Origin of the sequence: uncultured Winogradskyella sp. (assembly GCF_947498345.1) — a bacterium.
In the GTDB taxonomy this organism is placed as follows: domain Bacteria; phylum Bacteroidota; class Bacteroidia; order Flavobacteriales; family Flavobacteriaceae; genus Winogradskyella.
Window position 1 is genome coordinate 1 of sequence record NZ_CANMJY010000003.1, and the last position, 18153, is coordinate 18153.

Annotated in this window: 6 protein-coding genes; 5 read left to right on the forward strand and 1 reads right to left on the reverse strand. The window is 34.3% G+C overall.

All coding sequences use genetic code 11. The features are described 5' to 3' along the window. Positions 1-60: 60 nt before the first annotated feature. Positions 61-2199 (forward strand): histidine kinase, encoded by a 2139-nt coding sequence (locus Q0912_RS04890; protein WP_299112641.1) that lies wholly within the window; start codon positions 61-63, stop codon positions 2197-2199. 269 nt (positions 2200-2468) lie between these two features. Here the strand turns inward: Q0912_RS04890 and Q0912_RS04895 are convergent, their stop codons facing one another. Beyond that, the gene (locus Q0912_RS04895; protein ID WP_299112642.1) at positions 2469-3281 is read right to left on the reverse strand and encodes a hypothetical protein; all 813 of its coding nucleotides are present in this window, start codon (positions 3279-3281) and stop codon (positions 2469-2471) included. A gap of 620 nt (positions 3282-3901) precedes the next feature. On the opposite strand from Q0912_RS04895, the gene Q0912_RS04900 reads away from it, so the two are divergent. From Q0912_RS04900 to Q0912_RS04915, 4 genes are all read left to right on the forward strand, one after another. Then, complete coding sequence (locus Q0912_RS04900; protein ID WP_299112643.1) at positions 3902-4342, forward strand: VOC family protein; 441 nt, start codon at positions 3902-3904, stop codon at positions 4340-4342. Positions 4343-4591: 249 nt separating this feature from the next. After that, complete coding sequence (locus tag Q0912_RS04905) at positions 4592-7984, forward strand: amidohydrolase family protein (protein WP_299112644.1); 3393 nt, start codon at positions 4592-4594, stop codon at positions 7982-7984. Positions 7985-8149: 165 nt separating this feature from the next. Then, the gene (locus tag Q0912_RS04910) at positions 8150-10723 is read left to right on the forward strand and encodes a M14 family zinc carboxypeptidase (protein WP_299112646.1); all 2574 of its coding nucleotides are present in this window, start codon (positions 8150-8152) and stop codon (positions 10721-10723) included. Positions 10724-10901: 178 nt separating this feature from the next. Then, the gene (locus tag Q0912_RS04915; RefSeq protein WP_299112647.1) at positions 10902-18116 is read left to right on the forward strand and encodes a choice-of-anchor D domain-containing protein; all 7215 of its coding nucleotides are present in this window, start codon (positions 10902-10904) and stop codon (positions 18114-18116) included. Positions 18117-18153: the final 37 nt, after the last annotated feature.

Here is an 18153-nt window from a genome sequence, read left to right on the forward strand (position 1 = left end):
TAAGATTATAAATTTACTTCTATAATCTCGCTCAAATAACAACTATATCAAGTTCACTTTTTGCTGACGTTATACAATAATATCATAACAATAAGTAGTGATGGCATAAACATTTACAATTACAAGAATAATAACTTTAAAACTTACTTTCAAAAAAATGACAATACAAGCACGAGGGATTTCTTTAAGGATAGTAAGGGTGATTTATATGTATTTACCTACTCAGGCTTTTTTAAAAAAAATGCTGATGAGAATAATTTTAAACCCTTTATATTTTCTTCATTAAATGATAAAAGACAACCTAAAGATTTTTTATATGGCTATTACCCCATAAATGATACATTAGCTTTAGGTTATGGCTTTGCTAAAAAATTGTTTACCATCAATTTTAAGTCAAAAACCTTTGAACCTATTTCATATCCCGAAACACTTAATTGGAGACCATATACAGAGCATTCTGATATAGAATCTATAGACCAAGACAGATATTACCTCGCCGGAACTAATGGACTATTTGAATATAATATTAAAACCAACACTTTTATTGATAGAAACCAGCTCTCAGAAACTGTTAATTTGAAAAACCACAAAATAAATGATGTATATTTTAATAAAAACGAAAATACTCTCTGGTTAGGTACGCAGTCTTTAGGCTTATTTTTTAAAAATCTGAATACAGGTGAAGTCTGTAATTTTGCAGAAGACAATGCTAATTTCCCTATTTGCAGTAATAATGTTATATATATAATGCAAGACAAAAATGATATGGTTTGGGTAGGAACGGCAAAAGGGTTGCAAAAAATTAACCCTATTACTTTAGCTAGTGAAAACATGTCTAAAAATAAGGGGTTTAAAAACCAACATATCGTAGGCATACTTGAGGATGAGTACAACAACAACCTGTGGCTTAGTACTTATAATGGACTGATATGTTATAATACCGTTACAGAAGAAGTTTCTGATTTTTTTGAGTCTGACGGTATATCTAATAATGAATTTAATGCTAAGTCTTTTTACAAGGCTAATGACACCACATTCTATTTTGGCGGTATCAGTGGTGTTACAATGTTTAACCCTAATCAATTATTAATCAGTAACAATAAGCCTAAAATTAGCTTAACCAAAGTATCGCGATTTGATAAAGAGCATAATAAGAAAAAGGCATTTATTTATGGTTTGAGCGACTTGTCACAGTTCAGATTACCATACAATCAAAACTATATCACATTATTTTTTGCAATTAATGATGTCCCGAATCTTGAAAAATGTACTTACGAGTATAAAATAGAAGAAATAAAAAATGAGTGGATTAGTATTGGTAATTTTAATCAAATTCAGTTACAAGGCCTTAGGGCTGATGATTATAATATATCCGTTAGAGGTTATAACAGTAAAGGAAAACTAACCAATACTTTAACATACAAAGTAAAGGTAGATGAGGTGTTTTATAAGACCAATTGGTTTATTATACTGGTTATTGCATTGCTAATTTCTTTAAGCTTACTTTGGGCTTATTTCCTTAGAAAACGAATAATAGCAAACTACGAAACTCAAAATAAACTTAAACAATTAGAAGCACGTTCGCTTAGAGCATTAATGAATCCACACTTTATTTTTAATGCTTTAAATGGTATACAGAGCATAATGATAACAAAAGGAGAAAAAGCGGTTAACAAATATATCAGTACATTTTCTAAACTGATGCGTTTTACGTTAGACACCAATGACTTTGAATATGTGCACCTCGAAAAAGAGATCACCTATTTAAATACATATTTAGAGATAGAAAAATATCGCCTTAACGATAATCTCAACTATGAAATAATTACAGAAGGTTATCTGGATATTAAACACATAAAAATCCCCAATATGATACTGCAACCTATAGTTGAAAACGCTATAGTCCATGGTCTAACACCAAAGAAAACTAATAGAACTATTACTATTAAGTTTAAAAAATTATCTGAGGATTTTATTATTGAAGTTGAAGATAATGGTGTAGGCAGAAAAGCAGCTGAAGAAAACAAATCTAAAATAAAGAACCAATATCAATCTTGGTCTTCTAGCATAACTAAAGATAGAATAGCGATTTCTAATAAAGTGAATACCTATAAAATCTCTATGGATATAGATGATTTATATCATGAGAATCAACCTAGCGGTACAAAAGTAGTTTTACGATTTCAAAATTTACTGTAAGCAATACCATAACCTCTATAGATTAGGCTTTAAAAAATCACCACTTAAAAAACAATATCCAAAAAAAACATTGCCTCTACCTCTACCCAAGATAATAATAAGGCAATGTTTTAAAAAAGTAAAGAATGAATCTTTACATCAACTAAATCAAAGTTATCATAGATAAGGGTTAATAAAAAACGTTAATGAATACTCGGGATAAAACGTACATAAACGTACTTATTTACGTAATAAATGCTCATTTAATCCTTTCTTGGTCAATTTAATGTTCAGTTTAATGATGTAGTAGGTGTCTTAAAAAGTATGGTATAATGAACAAGGGTGTAAAATTCTAACAACTTAAAATACAACGCTTGCGTATAGGCTTTTTGATTTTTTTGAGGCATCTTTATATAGGATATATTAAGATCATTAATTGATCTTGCAATTTTAACCGAACTATCTATTAAGGCTTTAGATTCTATGGTTTGCTTTTTTATAAGACCATTATCTATAGCCTTTCTGTAAGCATTAAATAGACTATTGGTACCGAGTTTAGTTAATACCTCACGTTTTATTTTAAAAATAGTTCTAGCACTTATATTTAGTGTTTGTATAATAGACACTTCGTTAAATCCACTATACTTTAAAACCAAATACTTTTTTTCCATATCAGTTAAAGTTCTTATGGTATTATGCTTATCTCGTTTATTATTGGCAATTTTTCTGCACGTTTTGTAAAATTCCATAAGGGTATTTTGCAAATTATCAATCGTACAATCATTGGTGCTGAAATTTGAAATCTTAACTAAATTACTGACACAAAGCTGTGCCTGGAGTTGAACAAATTCTGGCACATAATCTAAAGGATCTAAAATATCCAGACTTTGTGCTGTTTGCATAATATTTAACCAGTTAGTGGTTTTAAATTTTTCCTTAACACCAAATTTAGCAATACTAAGTGCTTCATTAGATAAGCTTAAAAATGCAGCTATGGCATTATCATTATAATTATGGGCAAAAAGTCTTAGGTAAAAAAGTTCGCGACTGTTTAGGGCTATGGCATTAACCTCATAATTGAGGACTTCTCTGTAAGTTTTCATAATTGCAGTAAATTATTGTGGTTTCACATTACAAAGATGTATGGTCTTCATCTAATACTAAGATGTAATGTAAAATTTGGTAAGAAATTTGTAAAAAACGGGATGTTAAGCACTTACAGACCATTAATCTTTATAAATCATACGGTTATGTAAACATTTATACCATTCATGTCGCTATATGATACGATTGCTCATTCACTTTTTAGAAATAGGTTATTGTTTTAGACATTTGATTAGTCCTACCCTTTAGAACCTTATTTAAAATTATTGAAAAAGAAAACATTATAATTAAAATGTCCATCATCTATTACTTTAACAAAAAGATGATTACAAAACAAAGACGTTCTTTTATGTTTATAAATTTTACTTTACAATTTTCTGATATAAACGGTAGGCCTTTAAAGTACAAAGAAGTGTATGTTATTAATTATTCCAATATACTTAGTACAACCAAAATGCGTTTTACTGATGAAAAAGGTAGCGTTACTTTTTGTTTTTTTTTCATGCTTAAAAAGCATAAAGATAAAAACGTATTATGGGTATCATAAACTTCCTTTACAGAAAGTGAGCAACAATGACAAGCTTGCATTTACTATACCACAATACTATTTTGCTTAGTTATGAAATCAATTGCTCCTTTTTTGATGATAGATAAAAAATGTGAAACTGCCTTTAGTTTTTATAAGGAGCTCTTTAATGGATCTATAGTTAAGTTAGATAACATCGAAGATGATATTCTTGGGTTAAATAAAGAAAATTTAAAAGGCAAATTAGCCCATATCTGGTTGCAAATTGATGATACTATACATATAAGAGGTTGTAATCGTTCGGTATTCTTTAATCAACATCAAATCCATTTACCGTTTAGTGTATTTATTATCGATTCCGATTCTAAAGAAGAATTAATAGAATTACATAACCGGCTCTCATATAAAGGTAGGTCGATCTTAAGTATTAGACCAACCAATATATATGGTCTTCTTTGTATGGTAATAGACCAATTTGGAGTCTATTGGATAATTACATATAACGCAGATCTTTCAAATGCTGAAAACACATAAACTATCTACTCATTTTTCAATAATTATTATATGCTAGACCTACAATTGTTTTAAACTTTTACATAGTTTTAGTAATAAAAAACAAGGTCATGAAAAATTCACAGGTTTTTAAAATACAAATACCAAATTAAGAATAGCTGTTTACTAATATTCATTAATAAAAACCCATTAGGCTTTGTAATGAAATTAACATTTGGCTAGCATTAATTTACTTATTTTTAAGGACTTGAAAATTTTAATCAACCAAAAATGAAAACACACATCAGCATTTACACTACCCTTTTTTTAATTTTTACTATAAACTTATCAATTGCTCAAGACTCTGAAAAAATTATTGATTCTACAAAAAAAGCAACCAAAGAGTTACCATTAGAACCTACCAGAAACATACAATTTACAACTAAAAAAGGCACATGGATGTCTGTCGATGTGAGCCCCGATGGTAAAACCATTATATTCGATATGATGGGAGATTTATATACTATTCCTATCTCAGGTGGAAATGCAACACGTCTTACTGAAGGTATGCCTTACGATGTGCATCCACGTTACAGTCCTGATGGTAAAAGTATTTTGTTTATTTCAGATAAAAGTGGCTCTGATAACCTCTGGACTATGGATTTAGTAACTAAGGAACAAAAACAACTTACTAAAGATAAAGACAAATACCATGTGTCTGCAGACTGGAGTCCTGATGGCGATTATATTGTAGGCACACGTGGCAGAAGAAATATTAAACCATTTATTGTTCATAAAGATGGAGGTTCGGGGTCTAATTTGTTATCAAAACAAAAAGCCAGTAAGTATATAGATCCTGCATTTAGTGCAGATGGCAGATATATTTACTTCTCGGCACGACGTGGTGCATGGAACTATAATGCTCAATTACCACAATATCAGATTATGAGTTTTGACCGTGAAGATGCAGATACAGAATTAGTGACCTCACGCTATGGTTCTGCGTTTACTCCTACTTTATCGGATGATGGTAACTGGATGGTATACGGAAGTCGTTTTGAAGAGCATACTGGTTTGGTTCTACGAAACTTAAAAACTGGAGAAGAGCGCTGGTTGGCTTACCCTGTACAACGTGATGATCAAGAATCTATTGCGCCACTAGGTGTTTTGCCCGCTATGGCTTTTACACCAGATAGTAAAAATTTAATTGCGTCTTATGGCGGTAAACTATATAGCATAAGTATTTCAGATAGCAAAGCGAACGAGATTCCATTCTCTGTAGATGTAGACTTAGATTTAGGTCCTATGGTATCCTTTAAATATCCAATAGATGATACTCCTGAAGCTTTAGTTACTCAGATTAGAGATGCCAAACCATCACCTGACGGCAAACAAATAGCCTTTACAGCCTTAAACAGACTTTACGTTATGAGCTTACCAGAAGGTACACCAAAACGTTTAACCAAGCATAATTTCACAGAGGCTATGCCAGATTGGTCGCCTGATGGTAAACAAATTGTGTTCACTACATGGAAGCCTGATGGTGGGCATTTATTTAAAGTAAATGCTTCGGGCAAAGGCAATCCTATACAACTAACAAAGGAACGTGGCATATACACTAACCCTGCCTGGTCTTATAATAGTAATCGTATTGCGTTTACTAAGGGTGCTGCACAAACTTATGATGATGCTATAGATCCATTTAATGGTCGTGTATATAAAGAATTGGCATGGATTTCCAGCTATGGTGGGGATATAACCATCATTGATAAAACAAAAGGAAGAACGACTCCTCATTTTACCAAGATAAATGATAGAATATATCTTAATCATGGTAGAAAAGGTTTAATATCCTTACGCTGGGATGGTAGTGATGAAAAGGAACATTTAACACTCATAGGAATAAAAACCTATGGCTCTTCTGATATCTTCGGAAAAGATCACGAAACAGCAATGCCAACACACGAAGAAGGTTGGCGCGAAAACAACAAAGGTTCCCGACCAAGTGAGATCAGAATATCTCCTGATGGTACACATGCCTTAGCTAAGATTAATAATGATTTATACTCAGTAATTATTCCTAAGATAGGTACAACTCCATCCATAAATTTGGCTAAACCAGAAAAAGCTGCATTCCCGGCACACAAACTTACTATCATAGGAGGTGAATTTCCTGCTTGGTCACATGATAGTAAAAAAGTACACTGGTCACTTGGAGCCAGTTATTTTGCATACGATCTAACTAAAGGAAAAGCTTTTAAGGATAGTTTAGCATTAGCAAAAAAGAAGGAAAAAGAACTTAAAGATTCTGAAAAGGAAACAGACTCAATAAAACCTAAAGACAAAAAAGATAAGAAGAAAGACAAACCTCAATTTAAGGCAGATGAATACAAAGTAAAAGTAAAATACCAACGTGCTATTCCTAAAGGTATAACCTTGCTCAAAGGTGGTAGAATTATTACTATGAACGGTAAACAAGTTATAGAAAATGGGGATATTCTTATAGAGAACAATCGTATTAAAAATATTGGGCCTTCAGGAAGTTTTACTGTCCCAAATAATGCTAAGATAATTGATATCAAAGGAAAAACCGTAACACCTGGTTTTGTTGATACGCATGCACATATGTGGCCAAATTGGGGAATTCATAAAAATCAGGTTTGGATTTATTCTGCAAATCTTGCTTATGGTGTTACTACCACTAGAGATCCACAGACAGCGACTACAGATGTATTAACTTATGCCGATATGGTAGATGCTGGTATGATTCATGGTCCAAGAATTTACAGCACAGGTCCTGGTGTAGGTTTCTGGGCATACAATATCCAGAGTTTAGATCATGCTAAAGACATTTTAAAACAATATAGCGAGTACTATAACACAAAGAGCATAAAGAGTTATATTGTTGGAAATCGTCAACAACGCCAATGGCTAATAATGGCTGCTAAAGAATTAAAACTAATGCCTACAACCGAAGGTGGTCTAGATTTTAAACAAAATATGGTAAATATGATTGATGGGAATCCTGGGCATGAACATTCTTTTCCTATTTACCCACTTTATGACGATGTTATAAAAGTTGCTGCGGAATCGCAAATGGCCATTACGCCAACTTTATTAGTAAGCTATGGAGGACCATGGGCTGAAAATTATTTCTATTCAAGAGAAAATCCATACGATGATAAAAAGATGCAATATTTCACACCATATAGAGAATTAGCTCAAAAGTCCAGAAGACGACCAGGGTGGTTTAGAGATGATGAACATGTCTTTAAAAAACATGCTGAGTTTATGAAAGATCTTATTGAAGCCGATGGCATTGGTGGCATAGGTAGTCATGGTCAACTACAAGGTTTAGGCTTTCATTGGGAGCTTTGGGCTGTAGCTAGTGGTGGTATGAGCAATTATGATGCTTTACGCTTAGCAACTATAAAAGGTTGCGAAGCTCTTGGATTAGATAATGATTTGGGAACATTGGAAGTTGGTAAAATTGCAGATCTGTTAATTATGAATGCAAACCCTTTAGATAACCTTAGAAACACAAATACCTTAACATATGTTGTCAAAAATGGCATTATCTATGATGCCAATACTTTAGATGAAGTTGCTCCAACAGAAAAAAAAGCAGATACATTTCATTGGCAAACAAAAAGGCCTAATGGTCTGCCAGGTGTAAAAAATTAAAACTAGCTGAAATCCAATTGATTATGCTATGACCTAAATAAAAATCAACGACATGTAAGTTTACAAAAAAATGCATTTCATCGGTTTTTTATGCGTTTTAAAGATGTTTTTTTGAATTAATTTATATCTTAGCCGCATAATAAATTTCATTAAACCCCAAATCTGATGAAAAAAATTACCCTAGCTGTTACTCTAATTTTATTAGGAATAATACATTTAACCGCTCAAAACCCAGATAAAGAAAGAGCTAAAAACTACTTATCAATTAAAGGAGAATTAACGTTCACGTTTCAGGTTGAAAACCATGAAGATGTACCTATTTATACTAAAAACCTTTCTCTAATTAATTATAATCCCAATACTAAAACAGTAATTGCCTGGGCAAATGAAGCTCAATTTAGATACTTTGAAGCTTTAAATATTCCTTTTCAGGTTCCTGAAAATGAAAACGAAGTTAAAGAAGCTACAATATATGATGTAAGACCCTTAGCTAATAGAAATGCACAGTCCACACTATCATTTCCTGTAAGTTCATATCCAACTTATACTGAGTACGCCCAACAAATGCAAGATTTTGAAGACGATTATCCTGCTTTAGTAGAGACGTTTAGTATAGGAGCAACAGGTCAAGGAGATAAAGAATTGTTATTTGTAAAAATATCTGATAATGTTTCAACTGACGAGCAAGAACCTAAACTTATGTTTACCTCATCTATGCATGGTGATGAAATTGCTGGCTATCCTATGATGTTAAGCCTAATTAATTATATACTTACAGTATATAGTGATACAGGTCATGCTGACCATGCCAGAGTTAAAAATTTAGTTGAGAATACTGAACTATGGATTAATCCCAGTGCTAATCCTGATGGTACATACCACAATAGTCCTGATAATACTTCTGTAGCAAATGCCAGAAGAGGTAATGCAAACAATATAGACCTAAATAGAAACTATCCAGACAATAAACAGGGTGCACACACTGATGGTAACGCCTACCAAACAGAAACATTACACTTTATGCAACTTGCCGAGGATAATCATTTTGTGATTTCTGCAAACTTTCATGGCGGTACAGAACTTGTAAATTACCCTTTTGATAATGCATATGTAAGCGAGTATACACATCCTGATGGAGATTGGTTTGAAAACATATCCGTAGAATATGCAACACATTGTCAAACTGATGCAAACTCTGGTAATACTGCAACTCCTTCCTACACAAATAAATCATCCTATATGACCGACGATGACGATAGCGATGTTTATCCTAGCCAAGGGGTTACCCATGGAGCCGAATGGTATCGTGTATTTGGTGGTCGTCAAGATTATATGAACTTTTATCACCAATGTAGAGAAGTAACTATAGAACTTTCTGATGTAAAAATATTGCCTGAAAGTTCACTAGTTGATTATTGGTACTATAATAGAGATGCCTTATTAGATTATTTAACTCAAGGTACTTATGGATTTAGAGGTGTAGTTAAAGATAGTAATTACGGAACGCCTATTGAAGCTACAGTAACTATCGTTGGACATGATGCCTATGGGTCAAATACTATAAGTGATGCACCTCACGGTGATTTTTACAGACCTATTAATGCTGGCACATATGATATTATGTTTGAAGCACCATGTTACCAACCTGTCACTATATATAACCAAACTATAGCTAACTATGAGAAAAAAGTTTTAGCAGATATATTAATGACTCTATTAACACCTGCAATTCCTGGAAGCTTAAGTGTTACAGATATAGTATCATCATCAGTTACATTGAATTGGATTACAACATCTGGATCTTCTTTTGACCTAAGATACAGAGAAGTTGGTAGTGGTACATGGATTGAAATATTAGATATAGATACAGACTCATATAGTTTAACAGGATTAACGCCTAACACATCTTATGAATATGAAGTACGCTCAAATTGCGGAACAAATTCTTCTGAATATTCTACACTAGATAATTTTACTACTGGAGATGTATCTTATTGTAATGCAGAAGGCAACAGTATTGCTGATGAATATATTGGAGAAGTAAATTTAAATGGTACAGCCAATAATTCTGAAAGCTCTACTCTATCCGGATATTCAAATTACAAAGGCATGTCCATATTTAGTCCAATTGAAATAGGAAGTACTGGCAATAGCATTTCAGTTAAGAAGCATTGGGATGGTACACAATACAGAGAAGCAGTATCAGTTTGGATTGATTATAATCAAGATGGCATATTTTCAAGTAGTGAAAAAGTACTTGAAGAAGGAGCTTCTGTTAACCCACAAACAGTCTCTAGCTTGTTCACAGTGCCATCTTCAGCAAAAACCGGAGATACTGTAATGCGAGTTCTCATGAAATATTATAATGCCTCAAATCAAGGTACTATACAAGATGATCCGTGTGAGACATTTGATTACGGTGAAGTTGAAGATTATACTATTAATTTCTTCGAAAATACATTAAGTATTTCAGATCAAAATATGGATCTCATTAGCGTTTACCCTAACCCTTTTAAAAATACTATTGATGTTAAGTTGCCTTCAAATATGTTAGGGAATACAATAGTATTTAATATTTATGATGTCTTAGGACGATCAATCAATACCAATAAATTAGAGTTAAATAATCAAACCGTAAGATTATTTACTCAAAATGATCTTAAAAGTGGATCATATATATTGAAGATATATGACGTAACAACAAATAGTACAGTTGTAAAACAACTTATCAAACAATAATCTTTGCCAAAAACCAGTATAAAAGCTCTATTTTTCATTAAATAGAGCTTTTCTTATTTAACTGTTTTTCAATAAGTTAAAAACACAGCTATGTATTTCAACGATTATTTTTGCATTTAATAGAATCATACCCTATGTTTGACACATAATTTTAGTCCCAAACTAAACTTAACCGCTTATGAAAACTTTTACCTTAACTATAAAAGGTTATGCTTGCTTTGCATTAATCTTTATGTTATCTACATCTTTATTTGCACAAGATTTTAATGTGCAACATATTCAAGATGATATTGCAAGGACCGGAGGTAGTACTAGTATTACACCTGTATCATCAACCAATAGTGCTTTTGCATTAGCTAACAACAACAGAAAAATGACTGCTGGATCCAGCGGCTCGACGGGTTCCTTTAATATCCGAGACTTATCTGGTGCCAGAGTATTAACAGGTACTGGAACCTTGAGTTATTACAGAGAAGGAAACTCCAGTACATCAAATATGAGGTTTAATAGTTCTATTTGGGAGTATATTGGCCCTCCAGGTGGTGCTAATGAAATGATCGTTAGGGGAAGATATGCCTTAAGTCTAAACGGAGGAACAAATAGTATTACACAAGCCTTATCAGGTATTACTAATGCAAATGATTGTATACCATTTATAACTGGTGTAATTTCTAATAAAAATTCAGCAGGTGCAGACTCAGGTACTGCCATTGCATATTTAGAGGATGCGAGTACGTTACGAGTAGAAAAAGGTACTAATGCCAATAATGTAACTGTATATGTTACCGTTGTAGAGTTTACTGGTAGTAATTGGACCGTATTACATGGTGATTCTGGTGATACGTCTGGTGATACAGGTAGTGTGACTTTAAGAAATAATTCTGATGGAACTGGTACAGCAACCAATGTAAGCGCTTGGAGTGAGGCTATAATATTCAGTCATCACAGAGGTGATAATACCAATGATGGCACCAATGAAGGAATTGAAGATCATTGGCCTTTGATGGATCCTGGTTCAAATAACCAAACTGTGGATTGGACATTTCAAAGTGGTCACGCGTCTACAGGAACCAATAGACAATTTGTTCACGTTCTGTCTCATTCAGATTTAAATGTTACAAGATTTCAAAATACTTCAAGTTCGCAAGATGAAACAACAATAAATATAAGTTCTGCTGGCTTATCAAATACAAGTGAGGCTTTAATTATTGGATCATCAATTAGTACAGGTGGAGGTACAGCGTATGGTAGAGGTTGGAGAAATTATTACTTTAACTCTGCTACCCAAGCTGCACATTGGGCACATAGAAGTGGAAATACAATGGAGCATGAAATCCAGATTGTGGACTTATCTGCTTTAATTACACCTACAGGACCAGAGATTAATGTACAAGGTAATACAACGACTATTGTAGATGGAGATACAACACCAAATGTAAGTGATGATACGGATTTTGGAACAGTAATAACAGCTGCAGGAACCCAAGCCCATACTTTTACAATTCAAAATATTGGTGCTTCAACCTTAAGCTTAACTGGAAGCTCACCATATATAAGTATTTCTGGTACTAATGCTGCAGATTTTAGTGTTACTGCTATTCCTAGCTCATCTATTTCGGCATCTGGATCCACAACTTTTGAGATTACATTCGACCCAAGTGCGGATGGATTAAGAACAGCTACTCTAACTGTAAACAATGATGATAGTGATGAAAATCCTTATAACTTTAACATTCAAGGTACAGGGTACACACCTGTACCAGAGATTAATGTAAGAGGAAACGGCAATACAATTACTGATGGTGACACGACTCCTACTGCGACTGATGATACGGATTTTGGAACGGTAGTCACAGCAGCAGGAACTCAGGTTAATACATTTACTATTGAAAATACTGGTGACGCCTCTTTATCATTAACTGGAAGTTCACCATATGTTAGTGTATCTGGGACTAATGCGGCTGACTTTAATGTTACTGCTATCCCAAGTCCTTCAATTGCGTCTTCTGGTTCTACAACTTTTGAGATTACATTCGACCCAAGTGGGGATGGTTTAAGGACTGCCACACTAACTATAGCTAATGATGATAGCGACGAAAACCCTTACAACTTTAACATTCAAGGTACAGGGTACACTCCCGCCCCAGAAATTAATCTTCAAGGTAATGGTAATACAATTACTGACGGTGACACAACACCTTCAGCAACAGATGATACAGATTTTGGCAGTGTAGATACTATTAGCTCTGTTGCTAATATCTTTACTATTCAAAATACTGGTGATGCATCTTTATCATTAACAAGTAGCTCACCATATGTTACTATATCTGGTACTAATGCAGCTGACTTTAGTGTTACTGCTATTCCGAGTTCTTCAATTGCAGCTTCGGGATCCACAACTTTTGAAATCACTTTTGCACCTAGTGCAGCTGGTTTAAGAACAGCAACACTATCTATTGCTAATAACGATAGTAACGAGAACCCTTATAATTTTGATATCCAAGGAACTGGTACTACACCTACTTATTGCAGCTCTTCAGGTGATACATCTTATGAAACAGGTGTTACTAATGTAACTTTTGAATCTATTAATAATTCTGATGGTCCTTTAAAGGATGTTGGTTATGAAGACTTTACTTCTACGCATATAGCAAGCGTAACTCAAGGTAGTACAGAAAATTTAAGTGTGAGTGTTAATACTGATGGAAATTACACTATACATGCTTATGTCTGGATAGACTGGAATCAAGACTATGACTTTGATGATGCCGGCGAAGCGTATGATTTAGGAACTGCTGTAAACGTTAGTAGTGGTACAACTACATTATCCCCATTAACTATTAATATTCCTGCTGGTGCAACTCTTGGTACCACAAGGATGAGAGTATCTGCAAAATATAACGCTGACCCTACAAATTGTGAGGCAACTTTTGATGGTGAAGTAGAAGATTACGGAGTAACTGTTATTGCTTCATCACCATTTCAAGAAATTGACATAACTGGTAATGGTGCTTCTATAGTAGACGGAGATACTACACCAACCATAGTAGATGATACCGATTTTGGTTCTACTGATGTAGGTGTGCCAGTGGCTAATACATTCACAATACGAAACTTGGGTGGTACAAACAACTTAATCCTTACGGGAAGTTCACCATATGTTAGTGTTTCTGGTGCTCATGCAGCAGATTTTACTGTAACAACAATACCTACAACACCAATAACAGCAGGATCTAGTACAACGTTTCAAATAACATTTAATCCCTCTGCTGGTGGTATTAGAAATGCAACCTTAACCATCTTAAATAACGATGCCGATGAAGGTACATATAATTTTGACATTCAAGGAAATGGAATCGCTCCATTAACCGAAGGACCTGGTGGAATTATAGCAGATTTAGCACTATGGCTAAAAGGGACGGACGGCTTAACCTATACTGATGGGCAACCCGTTAGTATATGGAGAGATCAAGGTCGTGGCTCAGATGCTACAGTTCCCGCTGCTGGGCTAGAACCTACCTACCGTGACAATGTTGCCTATAATGTGAATTTTAACCCTGTAATAGATTTTGATAACGATTACGATACAGCATCAGAAGATTACACTTATTCAGACACCAACAGAACAACATTAGTGGGTACATCCGGGTTTTACACGCAAGATATATTTGTGGTTTCAATACCAGACGTTACTGCAAATTCTGCGTTGGCAAGTATGGATGTATTTTGTGGGGATAGAGATGCTCTTACAGATGAACGTGATGGAAGTGGTATCGGTTATGGAGGATACTCAGTAAGATTCGCTGATGAAGTAATATCTTATGCGGTTGGTACAACACCTTCTTCAAGCTCTACACCAGTTGCAGATAGAGGTTATGGTATTGCACATACAAGTACAACAGACTCCTATGACAATGTTGGTATCATAAATTCTAAAAACAATGCGACTTCAGCTACAGCAAATATTTTATTATATAATGCCAATGATATAGGAAATACCGAAGTTGGTGTACCTCAATTTTCTAATGTTAGTGATTCAAGATATTTCATTGGACGTAGTGAAGCTTTTAAAGGTAGCTATGAAGGACGAGTATGTGAAATTATAACTTATACAGCCAAAAAAGATGATGCTAACTTAACCCAAGAACGTAACAGAATAATGTCTTATTTAGCAGTTAAGTATGGAATTACGCTTGGTGTTAATGGAACGTCACAAGATTATGTAGATAGTGATGGTACTGTAATATGGGATCAATCTGTAAATTCGGGTTACAATTATGATATAGCTGGTATTGGCCGTGATGATGATTCTGACCTAGATCAAAAACAATCTAGGAGTGTCAATAATGCTAGTGATGTTGACGGAAGAACCCAAGGTATAGTTACTATGGGATTAGCAGACATCTACGATACTAATAATATCAACAAATCAACAAATCCAACTACATTTAATGATAAGGAATTCTTAATGTGGGGAAATAATGGTATTGATCTTAACTCTGCCGCAACTACGGTATCTGTCAATATGAGTGCCGGAATTTCTCCTGCTTTAACTACCAATGTAACTTTCACAGCTATGCAACGTATCTGGAAAGTTGTAGAGAATGGCGGAGATATCCCAGAAGTAAAGGTAAGAATACCACAAGCAGCAGTAAGAAATATTTCACCTCCAGGAAGCTATTTAATGTTTATTTCTGATACTGGAATTTTTGATCCAACCGCAGATTATAGAGTAATGACTTCTGATGGTTCTGGTAATTTAGAAACTGAATACGATTTTGATGGTACTAAGTATATAACTTTTGGTTATGCACCACAAGTTATAGTAGAACGTTCGGTATACTTTGATGGATCTGTTGACTATGTTGACATGGAAGATGCTTTAGACTTAAACCCTTCAGGATTTACAATGTCTGCTTGGATAAAACGTGATGCCGCTGATAGTGGAAATAAATCTATTATATCTAAAAGAAATACATCATTTACAAGTGGTTATGATCTAAGAATTAGAAATGATGATAGAATTCAGGTATTATGGCAAAATGGTAGCTTACAAAGTCTGGTAGGTACGACATCAATTCCTGATGATGAGTGGCATCATGTCGCAGTAATATATGACGGTACTGATGCATCTATCTACATCGATGGTGTTCTTGATAGAACTCAAGCAAAAACAGCACCGGTAACAACTGATAATTCTTTCTTAATAGCAGCTGCTGGTAAAGGTACCATAACACAACACTATAGAGGAAATATTGATGAAGTACGTGTCTGGGACACGGCGCTAACAGAAGATCAATTACGCTTTGTAATGAATCAAGAAATTGAAGGTAATTCTGGTCAGACCATGGGTAAAGTATTACCAACTTCAATTACAAAAAATGATATTGATGCAGTTCCGTGGAATCAGTTAGCTGGATATTATCCAATGTCTGTTTACACGTATACTAATACTGATGATGCCTCAGGAAATGGTAATCAAGGAGCTTTAAGAAATCTTGATACTGTTGATAGACAAACAGCACCATTACCATATGAGTCAACAGCAGATGGTGATTGGGATACTAGCGGAACCTGGGAAAACGGAAGCGTACAATATATCCCAGGATCAACATCTATAGTAGATTCATCGGTCACCGTAGATTGGAATATCGTAAGAACATCACATAATGTATCTATGGATAACTCCTCTTTACCATCAGGTAAAAATGATAAACGCGATGTACTAGCATTGTACGTAGATGCCAATGAATTAACCTTAACTGGTGATAATATTAGTGAAACCGGCAACGGATTATCTGTTTCGCACTACTTGAGTTTAACTGGTAAAATTGACTTAGAAGGTGAATCGCAGCTGGTTCAAACTGAGGATAGTGATTTAGACATTATTGGTAGCGGAGAATTAGAAAAAGACCAACAAGGTACAGCAGATACATTTACTTATAACTATTGGTCATCGCCAGTCGGTGCAACTGATATTGCAAAAAATGATCATCGTTATACAGTACAAGATGTTATGCTAGATGGTACTAACCCTATTAATTTTTCAAGCTCAGGGTTAAATGGTGCAGCTACCAACCCAATAAGAATAGCCGATTACTGGATTTGGAAATTCGCCAACCTAACAAGTGATGATTATTCGGCATGGCAACATGTAAGACGCACTGGAGACATTGATGCTGGTGAAGGTTTTACTATGAAAGGCCCAGGAACAGGGTCCATATTAACCGATCAAAACTATGTGTTCTTAGGAAAACCTAATAACGGAGATATCACCTTAACTATTAACGCAGGTAACGACTATTTAGTTGGTAACCCTTATGCTTCAGCCATCGATGCTGATGAGTTTATCGCAGATAACACAGCTACTTCGGGTACCCTTTATTTCTGGGAACATTGGGGCGGAGGCTCACATATATTACGCGAATACGAAGGTGGATATGCATTATATAACCTATCAGGTGGTGTACCAGCACCAGCACCAGATCCAGATGTGGCTCAGGTTGGCGTAGGTACAAAAACACCAGGGCAATATATTCCGGTAAGTCAAGGTTTCTTTGTATCTGGAGTAAGTGCAGGTACTATAAATTTTGAAAATGATCAGCGTGCTTTCCAGATAGAAGGTAGTTCTAACTCTGTATTTTTAAGAAATAATACTGCCGCAAGAACTGAGGTCGATCCTAATAATGCTGAGGATATAGATGATAGAATGAAGTTTAGAATTGGTTATAATTCTGGCAATGAATTGCAATTACATAGACAACTTCTATTAACTATAGATGATAATACAACAATGGATTACGACTGGGCATTTGATGCCTTATTATACGATGACCAGACGGACGATATGTTCTGGATGATCAATGACAATAAGTATATTATACAAGGTAGTAATGAAGTTGAAATGGCTACGGTATATCCTTTAGGTATAAAAACGAATATCGATGGTCTCAACAGTATAGCTATAGATGCTTTAGAAAATGTACCTGATAGTATTAATATATATGCACACGATATTGAGTTAGGTATCTATCACGATCTAAGAGTAAGTGATTACGAATTCTTCTTAAATGCAGGTGAGTACTTAAACCGTTTTGAAATTACGTTTGCTACCGAAGCGCAATTACTTGGCGTGGATGACGAAGTCAACGAAAATTTAGATGTATTATACTCTAATGACAAAGAAAAAATTGTATTAATAAACCCTAACCTTGTGGATGTAAAATCGATTGAACTATTTAATATGCTAGGTCAATCTGTACATACCATCGAAAATATTTCAGAGAGCGGTTACTCTGAATATGAAGTTAAGAATTTAAGTACTGGAACTTATATTATTAAGTTATATACTGCAAGCGGTTCAGTATCGACTAAGAAAGTTTTAGTAAAGTAATTTTGCCCCAAATCTTAAATCTTAACCTACAAAAAAG

What these genes read in the sequence shown, in the direction of transcription:
- Q0912_RS04915 (WP_299112647.1), top strand. Translation starts at nt 10,902, where the DNA reads ATGAAAACTTTTACCTTAACTATAAAAGGTTATGCTTGCTTTGCATTA.
- Q0912_RS04910 (WP_299112646.1), top strand. Translation starts at nt 8,150, where the DNA reads ATGAAAAAAATTACCCTAGCTGTTACTCTAATTTTATTAGGAATAATA.
- Q0912_RS04900 (WP_299112643.1), top strand. Translation starts at nt 3,902, where the DNA reads ATGAAATCAATTGCTCCTTTTTTGATGATAGATAAAAAATGTGAAACT.
- Q0912_RS04905 (WP_299112644.1), top strand. Translation starts at nt 4,592, where the DNA reads ATGAAAACACACATCAGCATTTACACTACCCTTTTTTTAATTTTTACT.
- Q0912_RS04895 (WP_299112642.1), bottom strand. Translation starts at nt 3,281, where the DNA reads ATGAAAACTTACAGAGAAGTCCTCAATTATGAGGTTAATGCCATAGCC.